This is a genomic window from Psychrobacter sp. CLB018 (assembly GCF_041222815.1).
GTDB classification, from domain to species: Bacteria; Pseudomonadota; Gammaproteobacteria; order Pseudomonadales; family Moraxellaceae; genus Psychrobacter; species Psychrobacter faecalis.
The window spans coordinates 1,150,173-1,173,910 of sequence record NZ_CP166085.1 but is presented as its reverse complement, the minus strand read 5'-3'; the positions used below and the strand labels follow the sequence as shown (position 1 = coordinate 1,173,910).

At 39.5% G+C, this 23,738-nt stretch carries 19 protein-coding genes, 1 pseudogene and 1 other annotated feature; of the genes and pseudogenes, 10 read left to right on the top strand and 10 right to left on the bottom strand.

Going from position 1 to position 23,738, the window contains the following annotated elements; genetic code table 11:
* Positions 1-408 precede the first annotated feature (408 nt).
* On the top strand, positions 409-2,838 hold the full coding sequence (locus tag AB8P72_RS05100; RefSeq protein WP_369958133.1) for a hypothetical protein: 2,430 nt from the start codon (positions 409-411) through the stop codon (positions 2,836-2,838).
* Positions 2,839-2,844: 6 nt separating this feature from the next.
* A complete protein-coding gene (locus AB8P72_RS05095; RefSeq protein WP_369958132.1) occupies positions 2,845-6,297 on the top strand; it encodes a tyrosine-type recombinase/integrase in 3,453 nt (1,150 codons plus the stop codon).
* A gap of 867 nt (positions 6,298-7,164) precedes the next feature.
* On the opposite strand, the gene AB8P72_RS05090 is transcribed toward AB8P72_RS05095, so the two are convergent.
* On the bottom strand, positions 7,165-7,392 hold the full coding sequence (locus tag AB8P72_RS05090) for a helix-turn-helix transcriptional regulator (RefSeq protein ID WP_062536160.1): 228 nt from the start codon (positions 7,390-7,392) through the stop codon (positions 7,165-7,167).
* A gap of 196 nt (positions 7,393-7,588) precedes the next feature.
* On the opposite strand from AB8P72_RS05090, the gene AB8P72_RS05085 reads away from it, so the two are divergent.
* The 4 genes from AB8P72_RS05085 to AB8P72_RS05070 are packed head-to-tail and all read left to right on the top strand — an operon-like array spanning position 7,589 to position 9,668.
* On the top strand, positions 7,589-7,804 hold the full coding sequence (locus tag AB8P72_RS05085; RefSeq protein ID WP_011513303.1) for a hypothetical protein: 216 nt from the start codon (positions 7,589-7,591) through the stop codon (positions 7,802-7,804).
* 16 nt (positions 7,805-7,820) lie between these two features.
* Positions 7,821-9,050, top strand: coding sequence for a tyrosine-type recombinase/integrase (locus tag AB8P72_RS05080; protein ID WP_369958131.1), 1,230 nt, complete (start codon positions 7,821-7,823; stop codon positions 9,048-9,050).
* Positions 9,047-9,340: a hypothetical protein gene (locus AB8P72_RS05075; protein ID WP_369958130.1), complete on the top strand. Its 294-nt coding sequence runs from the start codon at positions 9,047-9,049 to the stop codon at positions 9,338-9,340. Before AB8P72_RS05080 ends, AB8P72_RS05075 begins: the two co-directional genes overlap by 4 nt.
* Before the next feature lie 34 nt (positions 9,341-9,374).
* Positions 9,375-9,668, top strand: coding sequence for a hypothetical protein (locus AB8P72_RS05070; protein WP_226928863.1), 294 nt, complete (start codon positions 9,375-9,377; stop codon positions 9,666-9,668).
* 227 nt (positions 9,669-9,895) lie between these two features.
* On the opposite strand, the gene AB8P72_RS05065 is transcribed toward AB8P72_RS05070, so the two are convergent.
* A complete protein-coding gene (locus tag AB8P72_RS05065) occupies positions 9,896-10,462 on the bottom strand; it encodes a hypothetical protein (RefSeq protein ID WP_305935377.1) in 567 nt (188 codons plus the stop codon).
* A gap of 756 nt (positions 10,463-11,218) precedes the next feature.
* Here AB8P72_RS05065 and AB8P72_RS05060 point away from each other — a divergent pair.
* Positions 11,219-12,331 carry a bifunctional 3,4-dihydroxy-2-butanone-4-phosphate synthase/GTP cyclohydrolase II gene (locus AB8P72_RS05060; protein ID WP_068404798.1) on the top strand — a complete coding sequence of 371 codons (1,113 nt, stop codon included), beginning with the start codon at positions 11,219-11,221 and terminating at the stop codon, positions 12,329-12,331.
* Positions 12,332-12,405: 74 nt separating this feature from the next.
* Positions 12,406-12,521: a sequence feature (AL1L pseudoknot), on the bottom strand.
* Positions 12,522-12,942: 421 nt separating this feature from the next.
* On the opposite strand, the gene AB8P72_RS05055 is transcribed toward AB8P72_RS05060, so the two are convergent.
* The 8 genes and pseudogenes from AB8P72_RS05055 to AB8P72_RS05020 all read right to left on the bottom strand — a co-directional run bounded on the left by AB8P72_RS05055 (position 12,943) and on the right by AB8P72_RS05020 (position 21,225).
* Positions 12,943-13,140, bottom strand: coding sequence for a 4-oxalocrotonate tautomerase family protein (locus AB8P72_RS05055; RefSeq protein ID WP_068404796.1), 198 nt, complete (start codon positions 13,138-13,140; stop codon positions 12,943-12,945).
* 389 nt (positions 13,141-13,529) lie between these two features.
* A pseudogene (locus tag AB8P72_RS05050) lies at positions 13,530-14,090 on the bottom strand (IS3 family transposase); the annotation flags it as partial.
* Positions 14,091-14,125: 35 nt separating this feature from the next.
* Positions 14,126-15,007: an IS982 family transposase gene (locus AB8P72_RS05045; protein ID WP_369958129.1), complete on the bottom strand. Its 882-nt coding sequence runs from the start codon at positions 15,005-15,007 to the stop codon at positions 14,126-14,128.
* A 110-nt stretch (positions 15,008-15,117) separates the two neighbouring features.
* Positions 15,118-17,469: a FepA family TonB-dependent siderophore receptor gene (locus AB8P72_RS05040; RefSeq protein WP_369958128.1), complete on the bottom strand. Its 2,352-nt coding sequence runs from the start codon at positions 17,467-17,469 to the stop codon at positions 15,118-15,120.
* 712 nt (positions 17,470-18,181) lie between these two features.
* Complete coding sequence (locus tag AB8P72_RS05035) at positions 18,182-18,922, bottom strand: sulfite exporter TauE/SafE family protein (protein WP_369958127.1); 741 nt, start codon at positions 18,920-18,922, stop codon at positions 18,182-18,184.
* A gap of 308 nt (positions 18,923-19,230) precedes the next feature.
* Positions 19,231-19,566, bottom strand: a complete 336-nt coding sequence (locus AB8P72_RS05030) for a GlpM family protein (protein WP_227678247.1) — start codon at positions 19,564-19,566, stop codon at positions 19,231-19,233.
* Positions 19,567-19,866: 300 nt separating this feature from the next.
* Positions 19,867-20,460 carry a 2-hydroxychromene-2-carboxylate isomerase gene (locus tag AB8P72_RS05025; RefSeq protein ID WP_369958125.1) on the bottom strand — a complete coding sequence of 198 codons (594 nt, stop codon included), beginning with the start codon at positions 20,458-20,460 and terminating at the stop codon, positions 19,867-19,869.
* A 36-nt stretch (positions 20,461-20,496) separates the two neighbouring features.
* A complete protein-coding gene (locus AB8P72_RS05020) occupies positions 20,497-21,225 on the bottom strand; it encodes an SDR family oxidoreductase (RefSeq protein WP_369958124.1) in 729 nt (242 codons plus the stop codon).
* Between the two features lie 102 nt (positions 21,226-21,327).
* On the opposite strand from AB8P72_RS05020, the gene AB8P72_RS05015 reads away from it, so the two are divergent.
* The 3 genes from AB8P72_RS05015 to AB8P72_RS05005 all read left to right on the top strand — a co-directional run bounded on the left by AB8P72_RS05015 (position 21,328) and on the right by AB8P72_RS05005 (position 23,535).
* Complete coding sequence (locus AB8P72_RS05015; RefSeq protein ID WP_369958123.1) at positions 21,328-21,801, top strand: winged helix-turn-helix transcriptional regulator; 474 nt, start codon at positions 21,328-21,330, stop codon at positions 21,799-21,801.
* A 100-nt stretch (positions 21,802-21,901) separates the two neighbouring features.
* Entirely contained in the window at positions 21,902-22,900 is a 999-nt protein-coding gene (locus AB8P72_RS05010) for a phosphatase PAP2 family protein (protein ID WP_369958122.1), read from the top strand.
* A gap of 143 nt (positions 22,901-23,043) precedes the next feature.
* Complete coding sequence (locus AB8P72_RS05005) at positions 23,044-23,535, top strand: META domain-containing protein (protein ID WP_313205653.1); 492 nt, start codon at positions 23,044-23,046, stop codon at positions 23,533-23,535.
* Positions 23,536-23,738: the final 203 nt, after the last annotated feature.

Here is a 23,738-nt window from a genome sequence, read left to right as displayed (position 1 = left end):
ACATTCTAACTTATGAGATCTTATCAAAATTAGAAGATGATTCTCTTGAGATAGAGATTGAAAGAGCACTAGCAGCTACTACATTTGTTACAATAAAAAACAAAAACTTCATCTTCTTAAATAATTATATTTTAGCAATCTTTTGTAAGAGACACATACAGCAAGCTACAGATAAGCAAGTACATTGTATCTGCGTTAACAACAACGAATGCCCTGAATTTCATAGGTTGGAAACTATTTTTTATGAACTTATTAACTTTATAAATAGAGCCATTCGTAGCCAAAAAAACTTAAATTACTATGATGTACATAAAGATTTGATCAAGATTTTGACCACAGAACAATGTCAGTATTTGTTTAATCTCAATAGCTACTCTATCTTGCTATTTTGCAGACACATGAATATCCATGAAAGGACATATGATAACGCACGAAATGAGTCAAAAAATAGCGAGAAATATAATGCCTGATGATGGTAATCAAATTGTTCTGTTGACGGATAACGAGCTTATTAAACAAGTTGATTTTTTGAGTGTTGAAGATGGATATAACTACAGTGAGAACTGGATAGACTCACTGAAGGAAATTGCCACTTTAATTAACTTAAGCATTCAACAACGATCGCCACCTTTAATAGAGCAGTTGATAGCTATAAAAAACGATTTGCTTTTTCAAGAAGAAGTCAGTAAAAAGACACTTAATGCATTACCTCCGATTCTACAACCACTTTTCTTGTTAGCTCACTTAACCCGTGATGAGCACAAAGAAATAATATGGTTATGTATATCCATTCATACGTACTTGTTATTATCACATCACCAAAAAGCAAAGACGCATTTAAAGAATATAATTAACCGATTCAAATTACCCGTATTTTCTAAAGCTAAGAATAACCGATGGATTTGGAGCATATTACCAAAACTTGACGAGTTAGAAGAGCTATCAGATACAGTAGACTTCATCTATGTATTCTTTGTAGAACAATTGAGAATAGTAGCGTATGAACAAGAAGTACGAAAAGAGCTACTAACAGACACTGAGGAAAGTAACGCAACCATCAAATTCCGCAGTAAAAAATTTAAGCAGCTTGACGCGATTGTTAAATGCTTTGAGCAAGCCTACTATCCTAATAAAAAAATCACTCGCCAGCGCAAAAAGAAAAATAGATATGTGGATCCTTTTAAAGGAGAGATTACCGAACAGTTAGCTAGTTTTGTAGACGGTTCAACCTGGGTAGAGAATAGTTACTGGAATCTGAGTAGATACGATATTGAAAACGAAGCTCCACATTTATACTATCAATATCCTTCAATACCAAATTTTGATGATGAAGTGTATTCACCAAACTCAACAAAACCTAGAAATATTGAAGAATATATCGATACTTTAGAACGTCCACTAATTGTCAGTTTAGATTTGCCTGATAAGAAAATTCGTTACATGCAACCGTTACATAGGATAGAAAAAAACGTTCATCATAGCTATATTAGTCAGAGAGAATTAGAGCTTAACTCTAATGTCCGAACGCTTTCTGTGGCAGGCTTAAAGCAAGTTTTTGGCAGATTAGCGATAGATTCACATCGATATGACTATAAACACAATAAAGCCTCTTTAATCTTACTCCTATCAATGATGACAGCCGTTCCTGTAGAGTTTTTAATGACAACTGGTTTCATTGCAGATTCTGGGTTATTCACCGTTTTAGAAAATGCTGCATATTTGCAGTATCAGCTGCAAATCACTGATCGTAAGCAGGAGTATGATGCAAGTATCCACGAAAACCAAGAAAGTATCATCCGTCTACCTATGCCAACGGGATTAATAAAACTCCTTTCTCATGAAAGAAACTTACCAAGTAAAGATGATATTTTAGACTATATTCGAACTATAAAAGAAGAGGTAGATCTGCCCTATCTATCAGTAGTACGTATTGAAACAGCTTTGCATATTATTTTACATAGATACATTCAGGGTAGTAATCAACATATTGCTGATCTGATTTGTCGAATACCAGCATCTCTTGCACCCTCTACCTACTACAGCAGCCATAGTAACGATTTTCTTGTTAATTGTTATCGTCAAGCGATAGAGCTACTTAATTATGATAATCAATTAGACGATAGTTTTATTAGCCAGCCGAGCACCAGAACAGATTTTACTACAGGCTCTGGGTTTGCTTTGACATTAGAATACGTGAATATTTTTTTACAGAACCTATCGGTATGGGTTGATGATAGCGTTAATAAAGAAGAGCACTTTAATAGGTATAGCGCTCTTGTTTGGATCCAGTTTTGTTTGTTTACCGGTACTCGTCCAAATAATGGGCTGACTAATGTTAAAGACATTGACTTAGAGGTAGGCTGGTATGAAGTTGCAGATAAACCTAATAAGGCTGTCAAAAACCATCGACTAATCCCATTGTGCCCTACTCTTTTAAAAATTTTAAAGCAGTACCAGTTCTTTCTTATCGATTATCAGCCCTATGCGACTGCCAAGGTCGATAAAATGATTCATCAGATTAAGCAGGAGCAAGATGAGTTAACTCTGCTAAATATACTATCAGATAATTACGATAAACTTATTCAAATCAAGCGAAGCCATATCTCAAAATTATTAGCAGACTACATGCCCTTTGAGGATTCTTATTGGACGCGACACTTCTTACGTACCCAACTTGAAAAGCTTGGCGTCTCAATGATCTTGATCAACACAGTCATTGGTCATGAAAAAAACCGACAAGAAGCATTGGGACAGCTTTCATCAATAAATAAGCAACAAATTTGGCAAGTGCGTGATACCTTTGAGGAAATCGCACAACAGATGAACTTAAGAATGTGATAGCAAATGAAACCATTAAAAAATAAATCAAATGACGATAGCAACAAGTCGCTTAGAGAACTAGCAAAGCCGCATCAAACTCAGAAATCTAAACACAAGAAAAAAAGTAAAGCTCGTGAGGTAACAAAACAGCCTATTAACCCTTCAATCATAAATAAAAATGTTTTTCCACCTAAAATTATTTCTGGGTTTACCAAACGAAAAGGCGATAAAAACATATTGAGCGTAAACCAAGATGACGTATCAAAACGTACCTATCAAAAGTATGAATTGCTAAGTATATTTCAAACTCTATGGGACGATATCCAAAAACAAGCGTTCCAAGACTTTCAAAACCTAGTCAATCAAACGAATGTAGATAAAAGTTTTTACGACTACAAGATACTTTCAACAGAGAGATACAAAAAAATCTACCTAGAAAAGCATCCCAAGCCAACTGACGATATTAAACTAAAGCAATGGGAAGTAACTTATGCTGATTATTTAGTTCAGTTAGCATTAATGACACATCCACTTGATGAACAGCATTTCGAAGTTTTCTTAAAACAAGCAAAAAAACTGATACATCAAGTCTGTTCTAAAATTTATACTTCAATGGCTCAATTTCGCTATGCTTGGGAGATTTTGACTAAATTTGTCAGCTACTACAACACGTTTTATATGCAGTCAGAGTATGCCTATCCCTTACCCAGTGAGCCTGTTTTAGTAAAGGAAAACCCACTATCAATTGATGAAAACTGGGTAAAAAATGGCAAGCTTTTTAATAAAATAACTAAAGCGATGATGGCAGATTGGGTGGCGGCAAGTAAAGATCAAAATCAGTCCTTAGCGTCGCTTGTATTCTCACTAATAGCTTTTGGCGGGATTAATGATAAAGAATTACTGGCTGCTTTAGTCAATACTCTGTTAGATCAACCAGTCTTAACTGCTTTCAATGATCATCATGTCGTTGTTTCTGTACGTTACCCTACAAAAAATTATGGTAATGAAAGGGTGGAGTCTCCTAATGTAAGAAAGAGCCCTTTATACATTACTCAGCAAGTCTCTCTAGACGTCATCAGCCAATGCTGGTTGTACCGATGTAGAAAGTTTAATGATCCTTATCAGTTTAGGACGAACACAGATGTTGAAAAACTGCTTAGAAACCACCTCAGTATTGTCTTACAAGTACCTAAAAATAAGGTCCCTTCTCTACCATGGTTGCTAAGTTATGCGAGTTATCACTGGGAAATGATGCCTAATGTCTTTGTTGATCAAGCTCTAATCGGAGTTGCACAAGGCAAGCGTAAAACCACAGGTCTACTCACAGATGATTTTTCCAACTTACTAAATAAAGAGTATAAAACTAACAAACCCTCTTTATCAATCGAGGTACCTTTATCTAAAGTCAGCAAAAATACCGTTAGGTATTCTGAGTTGGCGGAAGTACGTAAGATAGATATCGTGAAACGTATTTATAAACAGTTAGACAGTCACTACAATACTCGTCAACAAAAAGAAAAACTCAAAAATAATGAATATGATATTAACTATCATTTAACAAAGATGTTAAATGAAGAGCGTGACATTGCTGAAAATATTTTAATTCAGTTTGTGCTGTCTAGATGTAACACAAAGCCACGCCCTAAAAAAGAGACCATTCAGGGCTATTTAAGTTCGGTAGCTTATGAGTGGCTTTATTTCTTATCAGGACAGCATCTAAACACTTACAGTAGTGAGGATTTTGAAGAATGCTACGAAGAGATTTTAGAGCACAAAGCTGTCTATCGTGATAATAAAGACATCCAATATTCAGCAAAGCTACTGCAGCGGTTACATGATATAGGGGTTGAACACTATCACTTCCCTAAAGTAAGTATTAAAGAGGCCCAGACACAAAGAGTGGTACGTAGCGAATGGATTTCACCACTAGAGTATCAAGCAATTCTATTGAACATGCCAAAAGTTGTTGATCCTCTCGAAGTGGATATGTACAAACTGTTGTTTGTTTTAGCATACCGTACAGGCATGCGGAAGAAAGAGTTGCTTGGATTGAGGTATGAAGATATTGAAGGATTTACCCTTGGTGAACCCTCTTTAGTTATTCGTCCAAATATCTACCGCAGCACAAAAACTCAAGGTAGTATCCGCCGAGTAGCTGTTTTTTCATTACTATCTGATGAGGAATTGAAGTTTTTTAATCAATATATACAACTGAATGAGCTTAATAAAACAGATTATATATTTAGTCCTTCATACGATAAATACCCAATTGATGATGCAGAACCTCTTGTAGTACTGAGAAGAATATTGAGCTTATTCGAAGAAGCTAAAGATCATACATTTCATGCTTTTAGGCATACAGCAATTACCAATTTTTCTCTTATTTTGAATGCTAACAATCAGATTGTGAAAACGTTAACTGGTTACGATAATCAATATATTGCCAAGGTGAAGACCGGGCTATTAGGAGTTAATCATGATGCTCAAGATAAATGGTATGCAATTTCAGGATTAGTCGGACATGTATCTCCCAATCGTAGCTTTGAGTATTACATTCATTCGGCAATGCTCATGACTACATACGCTATCGCCAATACAGAAATGCAATTAGATTACGCTATCTTTAAAAATATTACTGGTATTAGTAAAGATAGACTCAAGTCGAATAGTGTCTCAATTATCGATGATAAGATATCCATCTCCGATACTCGCAAATTGGCAAAGAAACTGACCTTAAATCAAAGTCGAGATATTCCAGTAAACCTTACTATTGATACTGCTAATCGTTTCAAGGAAAGTGATGTATTCACTACTAATATGGCAGACGATAGGGTTCAACGCTATGGCATTAATCAACTCATCAAATTCTTACAGCTGCTAGAGCAAAGCGGCGATATCAGACTATCGGCAAACCATTCATTTATAAAGTTCGAGGATGGGCGAGTATTCGCTAAACGCGCTGATCAAATAACCCAGATTACTACTAGCCAGGGAAAATGTCGCTTCATTGAAACAACGGATCAACGACAACCAAAAAATATGAAAAGTAGAGAAAACTATGAGCTTCTACCCGTCATACTAAAATCAGTCTGGATCTTACGTGATCAACAACATGCGGACTACCTATGGTTTCTACAGATAGTTAGACAAAAAATCACTATTGATAATGCCTATCTTTCATTTCCAGTAAAAGACATAGAGGAGTTTCTAAGGTTTGTACAGATTAGCGTGAGACTTTTACCTGCACAGTCGTGGATGATTTCAGGTAATGAAGGTATAAAAGCTACTGTCCATGATATCTATAGAACTATTGATAAAAAATCAGAGACCTCAAAAATCATATTCAAACCTTCCAACTCTCGCACTATCAGATTTGGCATTTGTATTACTGACGAACAGACATCAAATGGTAAAGCATTTTCTGGCTTGCTGAGGTTTTTAGTACACCTTTTTATGATAGTGGATGATGAAGTCTGATAAATATTCCATGAGAAAATACGATAGGTATACAACCATATGATACTAAGTTAGAAAGGAATATATTTGCATAACTGTTATATATTAAAAATAGTTCGATGCACTCAATATCAGAAACGGCAGGTAAAAAACGAAAGACTCACTGCTTTTTAGGGAAAATACTAAACAGGTTATAAGATATAACTAATATTGCAGTGGATTTCGCTTATCCCTCGAGTAGGGGGTAAGTGGTCAAAAGACCCTAATATTAGGGTGACTATATTCAGACTAAAAAATACGTTTACTTAATCCACTCTTAAAGCTATAATTCATTAACCATCTCGAAGCCCTTATATATCAATATATACAGGTTAATGTAGAATTACACACTCCAATGAAAATCGATCAGTTAACATTGCCAAGGTTGGGGTCGAGAGTTCGAATCTCTTTTCCCGCTCCAAATACTTAAAAAGCCTCACTTAACAGTGAGGCTTTTTTTTGTCCGTTTTTCAAGGTCTGTAGCGTTTTTCAGCATGAGCTATTCAGTCTAATTGCTAAGTTTAGCTAATATATTAAAAGCTCAAAAATCAGCACCGTGACCAAAACGTGACCATTTCGTGCCCATGCTATAAATACTGATTCTATAATTGACCCCAACTTATTATTCTTATCTTTATAAAAAACCATGCTAAGAAAATATTTCTTAGCATGGTTTTACTTTTTCACTGCTTTTGCAAATTAAGCTCATAGCGTGACCAAAACGTGACCAAATCATGAAAAAGTAAATATAAAAAATAACCCCAACCTTAACTTTATGCTTTAAAGAGCCTTGTATATATGGCTCTGCCACTTATTTCTCTGCACATATATTTTCAGTTTTATAGATTTTTAAGACTCTTCATCATCATCTTTAATATTTGGCTTGTAAATAAATAAGTCACCTACCTGCACGTCTAAAAACTCACATAACTGGTCGATAGTATTGAAATCAATTCTTGAGGACTCTTCATTATATAGTTTATGAAGCGTTGATTTACTCATGCCTGTTGCTCTTACAACATCTGCTACACGCAGTTTTTTCTCTGCCAGAATAACAGGGAGTTTAGACACAATCATAATTAATACCTCTTTTCGGGTAAAAATGCTTTACATTGAGGTAAAAAGATAATATAGTACACAAATCGGTTATTAATTACCTTTAAGCGGGTAAATAATTACTGATTACTTCAAGGTGCATTCTTACATGTTGATAAAATAATTTTTATTCTATCACTTAATGCAATTACTTAATAACTGAAAAGAGGTAAATATCATGAGCAATACTTATTTAACAACTGATGAGTTAGCCGAACGTATCAAATACGACGCACGTACTATCCGCAATCAAATGAAAGACACCGTTTTGATTGAAAACATTCACTACATACGCCCTTTTGGTGGCCGTAAAATTCTGTATGTATGGGAGCGTATCGAAGAGGATATGTGCAAGCCGGTTATGAGCGCTATCAACGGTATGGCACTTCAATAATAGCAGGAGATTTATCATGGCTACTATACAAGGACGGTTTGGCAAACTAATCGCTGATTTCTACTACCTAGGTATACGTTGTCGAGAAAAGACTAGCTTGGAAGATAACCCAGCTAACAGAAAAAAATTAGCGACTGTTTTGAAAAAGATAGATGCAGAAATAACCCTAGGCATCTTTGACTATGGCGCCTACTTTCCGAAGAGTACGCGTTTAAAAGAGATGACGGCACTGGCTGATAGAGCGGAAGCTTGTATCAGTCGTAATCCAACCTTTAGGCAGTTTTCAGAGATTTGGTATGAGGAGAAGAAAATTGAATGGCGGCCGAGCTATCGGCAAAAAATAAAGATTATTCTTGATAAGTACTTGTTGCCTGAGTTTGGTGGTAAAGCAGTGCATGCCATAAAAAAACCAGACTTGCTGACCTTCCGTAGCTCTCTCGCCAAAGTTCGTTACGGTAAAGATGGTCAGTCAAGTCTGTCAGTAGCACGGATCAACCAGATCATGATACTTCTTCGTATGATACTAGAAGAAGCGTCAGATCGCCATGAGTTTGAGATGCCTTATAAAAATATTAAGAACCTCAAGCAAGCTCGTCCGGATGTAAACCCGTTTACATTGAGTGAGGTATGGCTGATTTTAAAGCATGTCCGTGCGGATTATAAGCCCTACTACACCATTCGCTTCTTTACCGGGATGCGTACCAGTGAGATTGATGGGCTGAAATGGGACTGCATTAACTTTGATCGGCGTGAGATCAGTATCCGTGGTGCATTAGTAAATGGTGAGATGGGTCCAACGAAGACGTTAGGCTCGCAACGTGATATTGCGATGTCACAGTTAGTGTATGACGCCCTACTAGAGCAGAAGGCACGCACCTTTGGTAAGTCAGAGTTTGTGTTTTGCAATTCACAAGGCAATCCGATGGAGTACCGCAATGTGAACCGGCGGGTATGGAAACCCACGCTTGCCCTACTCGGTCTTAAACATCGGCGGGCTTATCAGACTCGGCATACCGCAGCGACACTTTGGCTCGCTGCTGGTGAGAATCCTGAGTGGATAGCCCGGCAGATGGGTCACAGCAGTACTGAGATGCTGTTTCGGGTGTATAGCCGCTATGTGCCTGATATCACCCGTCAGGATGGCTCAGCGATGGATAACTTGCTACTGGCGAGTAAGGAAAAGCTAACCAGCGCAGCAAATACAAATAGCTCTAATGCACAAACAGACAAGGAGACGTCACTATGACAATTATCAATTATGAAGAGCTGTTTAGCGAGTTTAAACGGGACGGTGCAATCAGTGATGAGGCAAATCTTATCGCCAATGCATTGATGCGTGAGTTTTACGTTCCATCAGGTTATAACCTAGCACGCTTCTTGGGAGTGAAGCACTGCTTTAATAACGATATGGCGGTGCGGGTATGGGTGCAGAAGCGCTTAGATGCCAGTCTTGACTATGTGATTGAGGATATGTGTTGTCAGCTTCAGAGCGAGCTTTACGAGCTATTACCGCAGTCTGGCTATGGCGGCTACTAAGGAGAATGTGATGAGTGTAAAGCTTCAGCCGAATATGACGCAGAACGCACGAGATCTAAGAATCTGTGAGGATTACTGGTCATATGATAACGAAAGTGATTATATCGCTCATATCGAAACCGTCTGTGAGGAGTATAAGATTAGCCCACAAGTGCTGTTCGAGATAATCGGTGAGTGTTTTGCTTATTTAGATGATGTGCTTTGTGAGTACTGCGGCTATGTTTGCCCTTTACAGATACCAGCAGACATCCCTTATATGCGAGCAAAAGAGAGTTGGTGCTGTGAGGTATGTGAACATGCTGTATGGCGGGAACATAATCATAGATAAGTCGTTCAAATTTTAGAGCCAGACAGCTTAGGTTGTCTGGCTTTTTTGTGTGTAGTATATCTCCTCCTAAATACAGTCCAAATTTAGTGTGCCACTACAACGTTGAGGTGGTTGATTTCTTTCGTCAAGATAGTCCAAGTAAGGCATCTAAAAAAAGCAGGGGGTGGTATGAGCCAAGTTTAGGCTAAAAACTTGGCTTTAAAAGGTAGGTACAGGAAAAATTTAGTTTAAAATGGATTGTAGTCCACTTTAACGAGTTTAGATTGCTGAACCTTTTTTAGTTTGAATGTCTTGGTCTTTTCATCCCAAATGTTGACATAATAGGTGATCAGTTGTCTGCCGGTGGTTTCGTTGACTTTCTCGCCTTCACAATTGCGGCTGATAAATAAGCGGCTATTTGGATAGAAAGCCAAACGCTCGTTGTCATCGAGTTCCGCGCCGTCTGCGAAGCATTCTGCGCCACTTTCATAAGGGGTGACACTATCCTCAGTTTCACCCAGTGGGATATCGTATACTTTGCCAGTACGTTTATCAATCATAGCCCCTGACACACAGCTTGTACCACAGCCCCAGGTTGTTACGATATAGTTACCCGCGAAGTTAATTTCACCATCTTTATGAGCTGCTTTCAGACGAGTACGAAAAGAGCTCCAGTCACCTAATTTTAAGGGTGCTGGTTTACCGTTATAAATTTTAGCAGGGTATTTTTCAAAGCTGTAACCAGCGATGGTTTCAGCATGAGAAATAGAGATACAAGCAATGGCAAAACAAAGACAAGCCGCAAGCTTTTTCATAAGAATTCCTTTTTTAATAGGGGTCAGTACAGAAAACGGAAATTATAGTATGGTAAGCACATTTGTTTAATTATACATAAACTCAATTAAATAAGTTTTTCTGAAATTACTTATTAAAATAACCCCACTCTCAACTTAAACAAGACCTTGGTTTTATTAGCTTCAAATTAGCGTAACAGAAATATCTAATTTGCAATGCCATTAAAAATCAGCTACTTAGGGAAATAAGTTGAGAGTGGCGTTAAAATAATAATCTGATAAGGTTTAGTAAAGTCTTACAAGCTGTATGTTGAGCTTGAATACAATTAAACTGGAATTCAAAAGGGTTTGAACTATAGATTGCCAAGACAGGTGTGGTTTGATTATTATCGTCGAGCTGCGTAATTAAAATCTCCCAAGTTTAACTGGGCGGATTTGACGGCAGCGGTCATAGTTTCGTAGAGTATACCGTTAAATAGATATTGATGATAAATTCTTCTAAGGTCAGCTCATAACTTTGTTGATTTCTTAGTCGAAGACACTAGATTAGTGAGGTGCTCTTCTTTTTTCAATGCTATCCCATATTGATAGTGAATTAAAGCTTATAACTCACTTCTATAAAATAACTTCTACAGTTTAAAGATGAGACGACACTTTAGGATGAAAAGCGTTAAAATGTCTCTGTATATATAAGCAATGTTTAAATCAACTGTAATAGACAGATAATGCTTTATATTCCAAATCACACCTATAAATAATAAAAGATTGAGACCTTCTATGAGCTTAAATACGATTCCTGAGATTATCGAAGACATTCGTGCGGGCAAAATGGTCATCTTGATGGACGATGAAGACCGCGAAAACGAAGGTGATATTATCATGGCAGCGACTCATGTGCGCCCTGAAGACATTAACTTTATGATTACCCATGCGCGTGGCTTGGTTTGTTTGACAATTTCAAAAGCGCGTGCCCATCAACTGGCATTGCCGTTAATGTCAGATCGCAATGAAGCGAAGTTTAATACTAATTTTACTGTGTCAATTGAAGCGGCTGAAGGTGTTACTACGGGTATTTCTGCCGGTGATCGCGCGCGTACTATTCAAGCAGCGGTAGCCTCTTCAGCCAAAGCTGAAGATATTGTACAGCCTGGCCATATCTTTCCTATTATCGCGCAAGATGGCGGCGTATTACACCGCGCGGGTCACACCGAAGCGGGCTGCGATTTGGCGCGCTTAGCAGGACTTGAGCCAGCATCTGTTCTTGTCGAAATCCTCAATGCTGATGGAACGATGGCACGCCGCGATGATCTTGAGATATTTGCTAAAGAGCATAATATCAAGATAGGTACCATTGCCGACCTCATTAACTATCGTATTGCCAATGAGCAAACAGTGGAAGAAATTGACTCACATCCTTTTGAGACTGAGTATGGTACATTCACCTTGCATCGTTTCCGTGAGTTTGGCGCTGACGAAACTCACTTAGCTTTAGTAAAAGGTGATGTGAGTCAAGGCGTCAGTACCGTTCGAGTACATGGATTTCAACCGTTACGTGACTTATTTGCTGCTAAAAATGATTCAACTGGACGTAGCGGCTGGAGTGTGCGTTCGGCGTTAGAAGAAATAAATAATTCAGAGCGCGGCGTGTTAGTTTGGATTGGCAATCATCAACCGATTGATTTAGGTGACGCGCTTGATAAAACTTCTGTCAACCAAACTATGTCTACTAGTGCTCAGCAGCCTTACCGTAGCATTGGGGTTGGTGCGCAGATTCTACGCCATTTAGGTGTTCGTGATATGCGCTTATTGTCCTCACCGATGAAGTTTTACGCTTTGTCAGGTTTTGATTTGAACGTGGTCGATTTAGTACATGCTCCTGAGAAAAAATAAAGATACTCTAGTAAAACCAATGAAACAGACTGGATGACCGATGCTCTAGCTGTTTAATACGGTAATAGGTGAATGAGGCAATCCGTGGGATATCACAGATTGGCTCAATCCTGTAAGTATCTTTATAATAATCGATGAACTTAACCATCACTTGGGCGGCCGGCCGAGCTCCGTCTGGACGAAAATAGCCGCCGCCTTACGTATAATATCATTGGCTTGCTTTAGCTCTCTACTCTCTCGTTCAAGCTCTTTGATTCGTTGTTCTTGGCGTTGTGCTTGAACTGAGGCGAGTACGGTTTGATCTATGATCGAGGAGGAGTCGTTTGCTCCTTTAATTAGAATACGAACAGCGCGCTCTTTAATTTCAGGAGTGTATGCTTGTCATTGTCTTATTCTCTCAGAATATTAAGTCGCCGACAATTCCGAGGTAGTTCACTTGCTAGATGAGAAGGTTAAACTTGAGGTTTGAGGATTAAAGTCTCAAATTCAAAGTAACATAGTTCTTGAAAAAACAATGTTTGGGAAGTTACCTTCAAAGTGATTACTTATATCAAAAAACGGCCTAGAAAATCTAAGCCATCTTAATTTGATGAATATCTTAAAAATATCTACTAATTTGATTTTTTTAATGTCTCAGAAAAAAGCTCTCCAGAGATAGCCCAGTTTTCCGTTTTTACATCATTAAAAATTACATAAACATATTGAGGGTCTACCCCTGTATGTTTAGCGATAGACTCAGTCACATCTTTGGCGATTGAGGCTTTAGCTTCATCCCGACCTTCAAACATCTGAATATTTACTACAGGCATAATCACTAATCCTTATTGATACTTGTGGATGACTCAATGTCAAAGCTATCTTATAAGAATTGGTAGGTATAAATAAACAGTCCAAAAGCGTTTCTATTGTTGAATGATATTCCACAATATCGCATAAAGTTTCCTTATATGACTGTCTTTAATTTTTAGCTAATTGAAGTGGCCTTTAGAAGACAACCGTACGAATTCATCAATGATAAAACGGACACTGGGCATTAAATAACGATTGGCAGGCCATATTACGTGTAAACCGACAGGTTCAGGAGTTATCTGAGACAGTAGAGGCACAAGGTTGCCTCTACTAATCGCATCTCGCAGTAATGATTCTGGGAATTGACCCCTGCCGTCAAATCCGTACAGTTAAACTTGGGAGATTTTAGTTACGCAGCTTGACGATAATAGTCAAACCACACCTGTCTTGGCAATTTATAGCCTAAACCCTTTTGAATTCTCGTTTGGTTGTAGTACAACTCGATATATCTAATGATATCGGTAATAGCAGCAAATCTGGTCTTATAGCCCTGATGATATACAAGCTCATTCTTTAATACACCCCAGAAGCTCTCTATGGGTGCGTTGTCATAACAATTACCTTTGCCACTCATTGAGCCTATAAACTGATGCTGTTTAATAATCTTATGATACGCATGGCTACAGTACTGACTACCTCTGTCAGAGTGAACAATTAGTCCCTTGCTTGGGCTCTTATTCTTAATTGCCATGTTCAATGCTTTGCAAACTAAGTCAGCGGTCATACGTTTGTTGATGGCATAGCCAACCAGCTCTTTGGTATACAAGTCTTTAACGCCTGCTAAGTACAGCCAGCCCTCGGTTGTCCAGATATAGGTGATATCACTGACCCATGCTTCGTTAGGACAGTTGACGTCAAACTGCTGATCGAGCACGTTGTCATAGATGAGCTTATTATGATTAACCCCAGTTCGGGATAAGCCACATTGTAACTCATTGATACTATTTACAATGTGGCTACCTGTCCCTGCTGAGGCATGTTTTTGATGGTGGGTTTATAGGGAAACCAGCAATAAGCAATCAAACCTGACAGCAAGTTTGTGATAAACCTCGTGACACTACGATGGCGTGAGTGTTCGATTTGGCACAAGTTTTTAAGCTCTCCAAACACCGTTTCAATCAAAGAGCGATGATTGAGTAGTGCCTCATCTATAGGCTCAAGCAATTGGAGTTTCATATTACGCCGAAGTTTGGTGATCAACATGGTATCACTGTGTTTTGTGAGCCACTCGTTTAGTGCTTTACTGATATAGCCTCTATCCCCAAACACCTTGCCAAACACAGACGTTGCCATATCCTTAACAGGCACTCTGTCATCGATATTACCCGCAGTGACTTTAACAGATAAAAGCTCGCCCTTATGATTGATAATGGCGTGCAGCTTAAAGCCATAGAACCAGCCCATGCTGCTTTTGCCTCGGGTTGCCATTCTTTCAAAGACTTTATGACGGTAGATACGCTTGTTATGACAAACTGCTATCTTGGTTGAATCAATATAGCTGATACCTGTACAGTCGCCCATCATGCTTTGCAAGTAGGCACATAATGGCATGATACTGCGTGGTATCAGCTCTATAAACCGTGAATAACTGGGCAAGTTTGGAAACTCCCGCTTCATCATGCCAAGCATGTGATGGTAGTAAAAAGACTTAAACTGTCGATACCGCAGTTGATGAAACAGTACCAAGATGGTCATCATCTCTGATACACTTATCTTGCATGCTCTTAGCCGTTGACGGCCCGTTGCGATTAAGTGAGCCTCAAACTCAGGTTTGAATTGCTGATAAAAGTCGTCAATATGGCAGTATAGTTCGGTTAGGTTGTCCATGTAAGAAGTCCTTTTTGCTTAAGTGGTCTTGGTAAACTTACTTTAGCAACTTTGGACTTCTTTTTTTATCTTTTTTTGAGCCCTTATCCCGAACTGGGGTTATCTAAGAATTAGAAATCAATACTCACATCAAACACATAAGCCCGACCTGGCTCATTAAAAGTTCGAGCACCCGCATTGGTACCCGTGCCTTCGCGTTTAATTTGCTTATCAAATAAGTTTTTGATTCCGGCACCAACGGTGACACTATCCGTCAAGTTATAGCGAGTGCTGATATTGGCAAGTGCATAAGGCTTACGATCAAGCTTTAGCGTTTCTAACGCATCGCCAGTAGTAACTGAAACTTCAGGCGCTTCAATAGTTCCGTAATAACTAACACCAAAGTCGGTATTCCAACGTGGGGTAATGTCCCAGTTAACGTTAGAATTAACAGTAAACTTAGGGATTAATGATAACGCTTCGCCAGTATCTTTACGTTCTGAGCGAATATTTCCAGTGACATTAGTAGACCAAGAAACCGTGTCAGTCACTGGCACTTTTACAAAGCCTTCAAGACCTTCAATGATGGCTTCGCCTTGGTTCTCCCATTGAAAAACAGAGCGGTTTATATCTGCACTATCAACCACCACACCAACTACACCCACACGATCTACACCCGCACCAATACGGTTGTCATAGGCATTATGATAATACGTCAGACCAGCATTGAGTCCTGTACCATCGTCATAGGTAAAAGTCAGCTCTTTGTTCCAAGAAGTCTCGTGCTCGAGATCAGTGTTACCCAAAACATAGCAGCCTCGTTGATCAGTCGGAATCCAAGAAGGACAGCCATTGCCTTTAGTGTAGTAGATATAGTTGGGATCAAGTTGATAAAGTGATGGTGCTTTAAAGGCGCGACTGACCCCTGCTTTCACCGACCAGTTAGGGCTAAAGTCCCAAGTAGTATTGATACTCGGTGACCAATTGCTACCGGCTTCGCTGTGATAATCAAAACGGAGCCCTGGGGTTACATACCAATCTTGAGTGATTTGGTAGTTGTCTTCTAAATAAGCACCTATCAGGTAAGCATCTGATTTTGGATCGCGCTTAGCAGGGTCAGTTTCCACATCCCCAAAGTCAAAGCCTTCATCAAAAGTTAAATCTGAAACCACAGGATTATTGAGTTTTTCACCACGGAACTCAGCGCCTGCAGTCAAGGTGTGGCGGTCAAAAAAGATATCCCACTCTGACTTGGCGTTAAGTGTGTCATAAGTCGCTTTGTTCCATAGGTAATCTTCGCCTTCTACTGGAGGCTTAATTTGACCTTCAATACTACCACCAGTACCTTCAGCCAAGCGCTCATTATTGGTACGGTTAAACTCTAAATAGCTGTTACTACGGGAGTTTTCATAGTCACCTCGATGGGTTAAAGCAGCACCATAGCGGCGCATCTTATTGGTGGTGTCACCCCCTAGGGTTTCGACCATGTCATCATTGACTGTTTGGAATTGCGAGTCGCCCGCCCAGCGGTTATCTTGCGTGCTGTAGTTGACCTCAAAACCCACAGTATTCATCGCATCCATAGCGTATTCAAAAAGCTGGCGGACGTCTACATTTTCCACCCCTTCAACACCTGCCGCGACCGAAGCAGCTGGTCCGTTGCTCCCATCAACAATTTGGGCGTCTTCGGCATTGATATAAGGGTCATCACCTTCACTGTCGTGGTAACCCAGCGTGGTACGGAAGGACAGCTTGTCGTTTAAAGAGCCAGCCATATTGATATTGGTGCGCCAGTCTTTGCCTTCTAAGTCACTCTCTGGGGATTCGTAGTGACCGGTGACCGAAAATTCTTTTTTAGTAGGCGCTTTGGTGATGATATTAACTACCCCGCCCATACTACCAGAACCATAGCGAGCCGCGGCTGGACCACGCAATACTTCGATTCGTTCAATAGCGCTCGGCGGCACCCATTGCGAGTCTCCACGGGTATCTTGCTCGCTAGCACGACCAGGGCGAACTGCATTGCGAGAAGTAACAGGACGGCCGTCGATTAGAATCAGCGTGTTATTCGGTCCCATACCACGTAGGTCAATCTGGCGCTGGTTACCGCGCTGACCAGAAGTTGAGGAGCCAGATAGGTTAACCCCAGGCATTTTGCGCACGATCTCTGCAATGTCATTGGAAACAGAGGCTTTTTTGATGGCCTCTTCACTAATCACTGACAGACCCGCTGCTTGTTCTAGCTCCTCTCGCGCCGCTTTAACGACAATGGTATCTAGCTCAACAGAGGGCATAGCTTGCTGTTCTGCCGCTTCTTGCGCTTCTATTTGTTGTACAGTAAGGCCACCGCTCTCAGCTGCGAATGCGGTAGTAGTAAGAATAGAGGCGATAGCGATGCTCAGAAAAGCTTTACCAGTCGTTAAACATAGTGGTTTTTGTAAGGAAGAGTTTTTTATAGCAAAAGAGGTTGGTAATATTGGCATAGATGACAATCCTGGAAGTATTTAGTGTTTACTAATATTTTTCAGCTTTTCTGATAGAAGAGATTCGATATAACATCATGAATACCTGCTAGAAAAACACGGTAAAGTTATGCTTTTTAATTGCTATAAAAGTAAGATAAGTAATTGAAGTATTAATATAGATAACATCTTAAAACTAGAAGATGCAAAGAGCTACCCACTACTCAGCAATAAAGAATGCACACTTTAGCAACATTATAAAAATAACGCAAACAATAATGATAATAGTTATCATTATTCTTCAATACAATATCGAATACCTTCAATTAGCTGATCATTAGCCTTATCGTTAAGCTACATAACTAAAACCTCTCAAGTTAATATCTACAGATTTAACATCATTGAGCTGCATCGTTTGCAAAGTGTTTGGCGTAGTAAAGACTAGGACACGACTAAATATCGTAACGATCAGCGGCTAGATTTATACCACTTTTATCATTGATATGTTTGCCCGTAGTAACGTTGGCTGGAAAGTTTCGAATCGTATGAACACTGATATGGCGATGGCAGTTTTAGAGGAAGATAAGCAGATAGGAATAAACCTAAGAGTAAGAGATGATTCACCATAGCGATAGAAGGGCTTAGTACTTACCCATTCGCTATACCGATAAAATGACTGAATCTGGTGTTATTGCCTCATAATAGATCGATATAAAAAAGTATATTTCCATCGTCACATAACAGACTTCATCATCAGCAACGCTCCAGTTATTACTAATAAGCCATAAATTAATCGGCGGAAACGTTGCTCATCCAGACGATGATGCAAGTATTCACCTAATAGGACACCTATAACCAACAGTGGTAGATAAACAACAAGGCATGGCAAACTAGGAAACAGTGTCCCATCTAACAAGAATAGTACTGATAAACAGCCATTTAGTATGAGCCATACGACCAAGAGAGTGGCGCGCATGCGGCTTTTGTCTAAGTTAATGCCTGCTATTGAATAAACCAGAAGTGGGCCGCCTGACGCGAACAAGCCATGCGTAATGCCTGCACCAAAAGTCAATGCTCGGCTCAGCATAAGCGTATGGGGAACAGCCTTTATACCGCGATGTATACGCCAGAGCTCGCGACTAGCAAACCAAAATACTAATGCGCCAAATAGCAGTTGAAGCAAAGAATCCCCAACCCACGGTCGCAGCCCATAACCCACCAGTGTGCCTAATAACATTAATGGTAAAATCAGTTTAAATAGTATGGGCCAGTATATATATTGACGATTATGCCAGACCAAATAACCGGTCATCAAAACGTTGAGTGGTACTACTACTGGCAGCATTTGGTTGATTGGTAACATTAGTGCGCCAAGGGAAAGCGCTATTACTAAGCTACCGAAGCCCGTTATCGCCTCTACAGTATAAGACAGCAGAATAAAGAAACCTAACCAAACCCAAGGATCTAGAGACAATTGAAACTCTTCCTTATGAATCGCTTGTAAAGCAGTTACATATTTTAGCAGAAATTTATTATGCCACTACAGCCAGTATTAACTGATAAGATTGATGAAGCACAACAGATATCTTAAGTACTAATGAGGGGTAAGATGCTAAGCTAAAACAGTAGAGAATGCTTGTGTTTATCTATGAGTGAATTATGAGCGTCTCTCATGTGTTAAACCGCTCAGCAATGAACAGAAAAATAAAATATTTTTACATTGCCTCAATCTCATACATGGAACAAGCCACATTTAAGAATATTTTATTGAAGGAATTCATATTAGAGCTGATACTGCTGCCATGCTAAAACTAAAATGGCAGCTGCTACCAACCAACCCATTACTCCCAATATCAAGGCCTTATATAAACCAATATGACTAAAGGTAAAAAACACTAAAACTGTATAAATTAAATGCGGTATAACGCCCAACATGCTGAACACCAGTGCTACTTTAAAATCTGCAACACTACGCTGAGTTCCCACTAAAAAGTGGCTAATTAAAGTAAAGGTTGGGAAAAGTGGAGCAAGTGCAGCTAAATAAAAAAAGCGAGTTTGAGTAAATAGCTGAATGGCTAATACCATTAGTGCCCCAATAAGCATTTTTAGCCAAATCACGATGGGTTATGCTCCTGTTATCGCACTATTATAAACAGTAGTAATATAATAGATAAAAAAGAAAGAGGGACGCTAGCATCAAAGTCTTTATTCAGCACGTAAAGTGGGATGGCAACCACATACTATAAAATCCATAACGTGAGCCTGAGCAAAGTACCTTTAATAATATGAGTATCATAGAATGAAAAGTAATGAAGATAGAATTCAGTAATACTATAACCGATGTTCGTATTAATCTCTTCATAATTTAAAAAAATTAGGAGTCTAAAAAGCTCTCAACTCATGCTATACCGTTGCTAGTTAAGACCACTCTTTTAAAGCAGTCTCAACGAAACTTAAGCGATCTTGACCAAAAAACATCTCACCGTTCACGAAGAAACTAGGCGCACCAAAAACACCTCGCGCCACAGCTTCCTCAGTGCTATCTTTCAAACGCTCCTTGACCTCAGTCTCACTAATACGAGCCATAAAATCAGTCACGTCAATGCCTGCCTTGGTCAAAACCTCAGCCACTACTTCTGGTGATTCCATGTTTAGCTGTTCAGACCATAAAGCGTTAAAAATGGCGGCTAAATAAGTCTGGAACTCAGGTTCTTCCAAGTAAGCGGTCGCACCTCTCATTAAATGCATCGTATTCAACGGGAAAAATGGATTGAAGTTAAACGGCACCCCATAAATATTTGAAAAACGCTTAAGGTCTTTGAGCATATAAGCACCTTTAGCAGGAACTGCAGCTGGTGACGCATTACCAGTGGCTTGAAAGACAGCACCAAGCAGCATAGGCCGCCAAATGATTTTAGCGTTGGTGCGCTGTGCAATACTCTCTAATTGTGTCCATGCCAAATAACTGGCTGGGCTGCCTACATCAAAGAAAAACTCTACCTTTTTACTCATCTCAAAGCACTCCTGACAAAATATATTAAAAAGTTTCTAAAAAGTCTCTAACCATGGGCGTAGATCAAGCTCATGCGTCCAGCTGTCTCTTGGTTGACAATGCAATTGCCAATACTGCTCAGCGATATGCTCAGGATTTAAAATGCCGTCTTGGTCTTTAAGTGCATAGCGCTCAGGAAAGTTGTCACGAATAAAGGCGGTATCAATGGCACCATCAATAATAGGATGAGCCACATGTATACCTTTTGGCCCTAACTCTCGAGCCATGCTTTGCGCCAAAGCCCGTAAAGCAAATTTAGCACCAGCAAAAGCAGAAAAACCTTTACTACCTCGCAAAGAAGCCGTCGCGCCAGTGAAAATAATCGTACCCTTTCCACGGGGAAGCATTGCTTTTGCTGCCTCTCTACCTGTGAGAAATCCAGATAGCGCTGCCATTTCCCATACTTTTCGGTAGACTCTTTCTGTGGTGTCTACAATGGAAAAATGGACGTTCGCACCAATGTTAAATACCACAACTTCAATCGGTCCAATGTCTTGTTCAATATGGGCGAAAAGCTCAACCATCTCTTGCTCTACACGCGCATCACAACCAAATGGCTTTGCTATGCCACCGGCGGCTTCAATATCACTGACTAGCGAGCTAAGTTTGTCGACACTCCTTCTGGTCACGCATACGGTAAAACCCTCTCTTGCAAAACGTCTCGCAACAGCGCTGCCGGTGGCATCGCCTGCGCCAATTACAACCGCTACGGGTGCTCTAGACATATCTATTTCCTTATAGGTTCCTTTTTAGAACTAACAAAAACATAGCTTTCTTTTCAGAGTCTGTCAAGCTAATCTATTACTCATACATGTAGGAGGTAACATATGCGCTGGGATGAACTTGATAAACAGCCTTGCTCAGTAGCTCGCACTTTGGCAGTCATTGGTGATCGTTGGACGCTAATGATTTTACGTGACTGTTTTTTAGGCGTCAGACGTTTTGATATATTTGAGCAACGCTTAGGTATAACACGTCATGTCTTGTCTGACCGGCTTCGTAAGCTCGTTGAATATGACGTTCTAAAAAAAGTAGCCTATCAACAGCAACCACTGCGTGAGGAATACCGGTTGACAGAGCGTGGTTTAGATTTGCACCCAATCGTTTTAGCATTGGTTAGCTGGGGAGACAAACACATGGCTGATGAACGTGGTGCGCCGTTGCTACATAGGCATAAAGAATGTGGCCAAATAATGCATCCCGTAACGGTATGTTCAGAATGCCATGAACCAATTAATGCACGGAATATTGAGGTTGAAGTAGGACCTGATTGGATAGGTGAAGATGAGCGTAGTATCTAGAGAGATTGCTATGCTAAAAACACTTATATCGAGAAAACGGCTATAAACAATAAAAGTAATTATATAGGATTCGGGATATTCTCGAAAAGATTGAATATTAATGTTACTCATACAAGAAAATCAACCACTGTTCGCCCTCGTTTCTCTGCTTTTTATGGCTGTCGGAATTTTATTAGTTTTACAATACGTGATGATTCGTTATGGACAGCGGTTTTTAAATCAAATAATTCGCTACTGGGTAATGATAAAGCGTTATCTTGGAAAACACACACGCATCATTCGATTTAAGAATAGGCATCCTAAGCTGTATGTAATACTGTCACAACGGTTCGATATACGGCATTTTTACGGTTTACCATTTACGCTTTTATTGGTAGTAATGAGTTATATACTGGCGTTATTCGTTGGACTGGTTGAAAACGTGGCAACATTGAAACCTATTGTTGCCACAGACTACTTTGTATCACAGCAGATGAGTTTACTGCGTGACTCTGACGTTATTAATTTTTTCATTCAAATAACCAGCTTTGCTTCTACTCCTATGACCGTTTTGGTGATGCTGCTTACTATCATAATATGCTGGGTGCTTCGGCAACGCCATGTCCTTATAGGACTACTGGTTGCTACTTCAGGTAGCGCCGCATTTACTTTCTTAACCAAGTTTTTATTTAAACGTGAGCGACCTGCTGATATTTTATTGTTTGAGCACACCCATTCGTTTCCAAGTGGTCATGCTACGATTACTATTGCTTTATACGGGTTCATCACCTACCTACTGATTCGATTTAACCAAAATTTTGCTCAAAGAATTCACATAATTATATTTTCTATCTTTTTTATGTTATTGGTTGGGTTAAGTAGAATTGTGCTGAATGAACACTATTTGAGTGATGTGTTAGGCGGTTATTTGGTGGGCGCATTGTGGTTGATGGTCGGCATCAGTGTGACAGAGTGGTTAAGCGCAAAAAAGCAAATCATATGGCAAGTCGAGTGGTCGATTTCTCATGTATACATGATCTGGCTGAGTGGGGCTGGAATATTTATCAGTACACTGATTTATGCTGAAATTTATCAATTTCCTCTATTATCATCGCTTTAACTGGAGTACCCAAATCGCCATACTTGATTACTTGTACCTTCTTTTACCCTCTGTGACAATACGTAGGCTTTATAGCTGTTAATATCATCGACTACGACAGCTATGCATAATTTTTTAATAAATTTAATCTTATAGGCGTTTATATGAAAAACATGACCAAAGTGATGATGGCAGGTGTTTTAGCAGTAGGTACATTAGCTGCTGGCTGCCAAACTACTCCTAGCGTGACAGCTCCAGTAGAACAGACAATTACATCAAATATCCTACAAGCCTATCATTGGCAGTTGGTTGATGCCAAAGATGCAAATAACAATAAAGTTCCTCAGCTATTCTTTGATGCAAAGAACCCATTGGTTCTAAATTTTATGAATGAAAACGGCAACAATTTTGTCGCTCTCATGAATACCTGTAATAACCTAGCTGCTGGATACAGTGTTGTGAATGGTAACGTACAACTAGGCGGTATAAGAAGCACTCGAAAAGGGTGTCCTGAGCCGTTAGCCAGTTTTGATACAGCAGCCGCAGCAACGGTACAAGGCAAATATAGCATCAGCAAGACCGGTAACAACTTGCCTGTTCTGACTATTACTAATGCGAAGCAAGTGGCTAAATTTAAAGCCATTTCTAAGCAGTAATAATAGAAAGTATACCTGTTAATAACTGTAGACTGACAACTAAAAATAACTGGTTTTTCTTTCTTAGAGGTATAATACTGCCCCGTCAAAGATCTATTGATGGGGCAAGCTAAAACATGGTAAAGATGAGATCATTCGTTCCTTTAAGACTCGCTCAATTACTGTTGTCCTACCACTATCATGCGGTCCGCATCGTGTTTTAC

What these genes read in the sequence shown, in the direction of transcription:
- AB8P72_RS05100 (WP_369958133.1), top strand. Translation starts at nt 409, where the DNA reads ATGAAAGGACATATGATAACGCACGAAATGAGTCAAAAAATAGCGAGA.
- AB8P72_RS05095 (WP_369958132.1), top strand. Translation starts at nt 2,845, where the DNA reads ATGAAACCATTAAAAAATAAATCAAATGACGATAGCAACAAGTCGCTT.
- AB8P72_RS05090 (WP_062536160.1), bottom strand. Translation starts at nt 7,392, where the DNA reads ATGATTGTGTCTAAACTCCCTGTTATTCTGGCAGAGAAAAAACTGCGT.
- AB8P72_RS05085 (WP_011513303.1), top strand. Translation starts at nt 7,589, where the DNA reads ATGAGCAATACTTATTTAACAACTGATGAGTTAGCCGAACGTATCAAA.
- AB8P72_RS05080 (WP_369958131.1), top strand. Translation starts at nt 7,821, where the DNA reads ATGGCTACTATACAAGGACGGTTTGGCAAACTAATCGCTGATTTCTAC.
- AB8P72_RS05075 (WP_369958130.1), top strand. Translation starts at nt 9,047, where the DNA reads ATGACAATTATCAATTATGAAGAGCTGTTTAGCGAGTTTAAACGGGAC.
- AB8P72_RS05070 (WP_226928863.1), top strand. Translation starts at nt 9,375, where the DNA reads ATGACGCAGAACGCACGAGATCTAAGAATCTGTGAGGATTACTGGTCA.
- AB8P72_RS05065 (WP_305935377.1), bottom strand. Translation starts at nt 10,462, where the DNA reads ATGAAAAAGCTTGCGGCTTGTCTTTGTTTTGCCATTGCTTGTATCTCT.
- AB8P72_RS05060 (WP_068404798.1), top strand. Translation starts at nt 11,219, where the DNA reads ATGAGCTTAAATACGATTCCTGAGATTATCGAAGACATTCGTGCGGGC.
- AB8P72_RS05055 (WP_068404796.1), bottom strand. Translation starts at nt 13,140, where the DNA reads ATGCCTGTAGTAAATATTCAGATGTTTGAAGGTCGGGATGAAGCTAAA.
- AB8P72_RS05045 (WP_369958129.1), bottom strand. Translation starts at nt 15,007, where the DNA reads ATGGACAACCTAACCGAACTATACTGCCATATTGACGACTTTTATCAG.
- AB8P72_RS05040 (WP_369958128.1), bottom strand. Translation starts at nt 17,469, where the DNA reads ATGCCAATATTACCAACCTCTTTTGCTATAAAAAACTCTTCCTTACAA.
- AB8P72_RS05025 (WP_369958125.1), bottom strand. Translation starts at nt 20,460, where the DNA reads ATGAGTAAAAAGGTAGAGTTTTTCTTTGATGTAGGCAGCCCAGCCAGT.
- AB8P72_RS05020 (WP_369958124.1), bottom strand. Translation starts at nt 21,225, where the DNA reads ATGTCTAGAGCACCCGTAGCGGTTGTAATTGGCGCAGGCGATGCCACC.
- AB8P72_RS05015 (WP_369958123.1), top strand. Translation starts at nt 21,328, where the DNA reads ATGCGCTGGGATGAACTTGATAAACAGCCTTGCTCAGTAGCTCGCACT.
- AB8P72_RS05010 (WP_369958122.1), top strand. Translation starts at nt 21,902, where the DNA reads ATGTTACTCATACAAGAAAATCAACCACTGTTCGCCCTCGTTTCTCTG.
- AB8P72_RS05005 (WP_313205653.1), top strand. Translation starts at nt 23,044, where the DNA reads ATGAAAAACATGACCAAAGTGATGATGGCAGGTGTTTTAGCAGTAGGT.